At 58.8% G+C, this 3,383-nt stretch carries 2 protein-coding genes; both read right to left on the minus strand.

Annotation, left to right across the window (positions count from 1 at the left end; genetic code table 11):
• Nucleotides 1–1,067, minus strand: a 1,067-nt coding sequence (locus tag BST27_RS29850) for a glycosyltransferase (RefSeq protein WP_249025742.1), incomplete at its 3' end; no start/stop codon positions are given.
• A gap of 587 nt (nucleotides 1,068–1,654) precedes the next feature.
• A complete protein-coding gene (locus BST27_RS32055; protein ID WP_139805463.1) occupies nucleotides 1,655–2,518 on the minus strand; it encodes a hypothetical protein in 864 nt (287 codons plus the stop codon).
• Nucleotides 2,519–3,383 lie beyond the last annotated feature (865 nt).

Here is a 3,383-nt window from a genome sequence, read left to right on the forward strand (position 1 = left end):
CCCTGTCGACGATCATCGGGGACCTCTGGGCAGGCCAGAAGCCGCCGACACAACGCAAACGCCTCGGCATGCTTGCCGATCCAGAACGCGCACACCGCCTGCTCATCAACGGCACGCCAGGCATAAACGTCTGCGAAGACAAACAAAATGTCCTCTTCGGGAAGCGGGATCGCAGCGGCACACTCGGCGAACAGGTACCCAAGCTGATATTGCCCCTCCCCCCGGTAGTGAGCGGCGATCTGATGAAGCGCCTCAGCACGAGTCGGTCGAAACGCCCACGCCCGCAGGTAGGCATCTTGAATATCCGGCCACGGCTCCCCGAGATTCGCCATCGCCCGCGCCAGGCGGAACAGCGAGTAATAGACCTCCTCGGCCCAGCCACCCATCTCAGCCCGCCGCGCATACCACTTGCGCGCGTTGGCGAAATCGCCAAGATCAAAGTAGCTCTGGGCCAGGTAGAACACCGACCGGTGGTCCTCGGGGTCACGTTCGACCTCGGCCAGCAGCAAATCGCGATCCCGCGCATACTTCTGCGGGTCTTGGCTGCGGGCACCAATGCGACGAGATTCGATGTGATACCCGCCCTCGAGGCGTGCCGACGAGGCGCGGGGGTCGTCGCACACAACATACTCGTGAACGACGCCCACGTAACGCATGGGCAGTCCGTCGCGGAACACAAGCGAGCGCCAGTAGGTGCAGGCCCCTTGTTTGACGCGCAGGCTGTAAACGTCGGCACTGAGTCGGGTGAAGTCCGGCGTACCGCAAAGTACGTCGTCGGCGTCCATGACCCAGATATAGTCGGCGTGGCCCTGGGCAAGAGTCAGCGCCTCGGTGCGATTATGGCCGAAGTTGCACCATGGGCGTTCGTAAAGCTTTCCCGGGATGCCAAGATGGGCCATGCGGCTTTTAATGACATCCTGGGTCCCGTCGTCGGAACCGGTGTCCACGACCACCCATGAATTGATATAAGGCGCCACCGAGTCGAGCACCTCGTGGATGATGTGTGCCTCATTACGCACGATCATGTTCAGGCAGATCTCGGGGCGCGCGGTCACCGACTCGGACACGACGTCAGATGGTACCCGGCAATCGGGGGGTCGCGGAGGGGATCGGCCAGCGCCGCGTCTGATCTAGCCGAGGCTTTTGTGTCCAATGGTTTTGCTATTCGGCGAGCATCGCACCAATCCAGGTGAGTCAGAGATCAGCCATCGACAACGGCTTCGTCAGGCGGGTCGACGTGACAGGGACTTGCCGAAGGCTCCCTCGAGGAAGATGTCGTCGAGGTGGGCAAGGATGCGGCGTGGGACGCCGTAAGCTGGCCAAGAACAACCGGCGGACATCGTTGGACCGCACAGGTCATGTTTCAGCTCTAGAATTCGGACACCTCGCCCGATTCGCCGACCTTGCCTACCGCTTGACGATCATCCAAATGCGTCGCGAGCTACGGACAATGTTGCTGCGACTACGCGGCGACCGTGGTGGGGCGCCTAAGCTGAAGTTGGCCCCTATCTGCGCTGCTCAACATCCAGATGAAAACCCGACGCGCTGGTGCGGGACCCATCAACGAGCACTCAACGAACTTATCGCCGAAGAGTGCCACCCCAACGCCCAACTCTGGCGGGCAGCCACGCCAGTTGTTCCCGGGCCTCATCTTCTAGTCAATATATACAAGACGGTTCTTCTCCAGCCAGAAAAAGATAGATTGTATTTGTGCTTCCGCCCTGACTTGTGATAAGTGAAATTTTGCCATCGTGTCGTTCACAATTTCATTTACTGCGCAATTGCTCTGAAGTTTTTCCAGAACCAGAATCCACACGGGATTAAGCGGAACGCTTCGACTAGGACCCAACTCAAGAATTCCGGCGGACTCGAGGTGCAAATGCTTCGCAAGTCGAATTGCTGTGGGCATCGTACTGAGCCGACGATTCTTGTCAAACTTCCATTCTGCGTAAGGACCGTCTTGGTCAACATAATGCAAGAATAATTGCACAGCAAACTCGCCGTCGAACGGGTCGCGCCAGTGCGGGCACTCCAAACCCCGGTAGACCACCGCATCCCCGGGTTCCAGGGCAACACTCCTTGGACCTAAGGGGCCTTCGACCCAAAGCGGCCAGGGAGTGGGGGCGTTATATCCCAAATTAACGCTCACACTGAACTCACAGGATGGCCGGTCGACGTGTCTTGCAAGGCCATCGCCGGTCGTGTAAATACGAAAGAAAGAATAGGTGGGAAAAAGAACGTGTTGAGCGACTTGTCCGATCGTCGGAGTAAGGCTCTCGAGAAGGTATTCCATGTGGAAGTCACCACACCTCTCAAATGAGCCGGGCCCCGGACCGGGCGCCGCGTTCTCAACTAGTTCAAGCGCTCGCTGGCAAATCCTAGTCCGTTCTTTCGATGGAACTAGTTGTTCGATTAACGTATAGCTGTGGGTGGCAAATTCATTGATGTTTTGGTCGGTGATGGTTGCCGCAGAAAACGTTTCGTATTCGACATACGTCGCGTTCTCTTCGGCAGCCATACACACATGGTATCAGCGGGTGCGACGCGCCACAGCAACACAAAACACTAGACGATCAGCTGCATCTCTCGGTTTCATTATTCCTGCATATCACTGATCGAATCGGGGTTGCAGAACTAAGAATTCGCCTCCACAGATCCGACTGCGGCCTTCTTCGCGACGCGCGTCGGGGCGGAGGGATGCTGCATAGGGCGCATTGCAGCGATGCAGAGCACTCGTCGAGCCCGGCGGTTATAGTTCGACACCGATCGCCCGCCGTCGAGTCCGACGATGGGGTCGGGTCACGGCCCTCCACACCGCCGGCTTGATGATCCAGGCGTGTGGTGTCGAACATCGCCGGGGCGCTCGCGACCACTCGGCCAGGACGTAACGGCCGGCACGTGCCCGACGCACCTCCGACTCGGCCGGACAGGTACCGGTGAGCGTGCATGCGTCGGCAAAGTTTATTCCTACCTGAACACTTCATAGCTCAGATTCGATCAGCCGGGTTTAAAGCGTCACCGTATCCCGAAGCATTGGTGCGGGGTTTGGTTCCCCGGTCCAGGCGAGGCCAAGGTGGTGGTTAGCGGACCGCGAGACCACTGAGCAGGCCATTAACTCGTTCCTGAACTGCTGCCTCGATGTGTCACTTTCGGCTCGGGCATTTCCGGTGGTCGATGCTAATCTGTCCGCCCAGGACCGCGCGCTGCTGCGTGAGCGCTACGGGTTTCTCGATTTTGTCGATGGCAGACAGGCGCCGGACTCGCCACACAGCTTGCGCTGGTCCGAGCTCAGATGCCTGGACGGTTTGTGAATGGCCATGAGAAAGTCCCCATCTGTGGCCAGTAGAAAGTCCCCACTGGTGGCCAGGTAGAAGTCCCCACTC

The organism is Mycobacterium intermedium (genome assembly GCF_002086275.1).
GTDB lineage: Bacteria > Actinomycetota > Actinomycetes > Mycobacteriales > Mycobacteriaceae > Mycobacterium > Mycobacterium intermedium.

Coding starts and splice junctions, on each gene's coding strand:
- BST27_RS32055 (WP_139805463.1), bottom strand. CDS start 2,518: ATGGCTGCCGAAGAGAACGCGACGTATGTCGAATACGAAACGTTTTCT.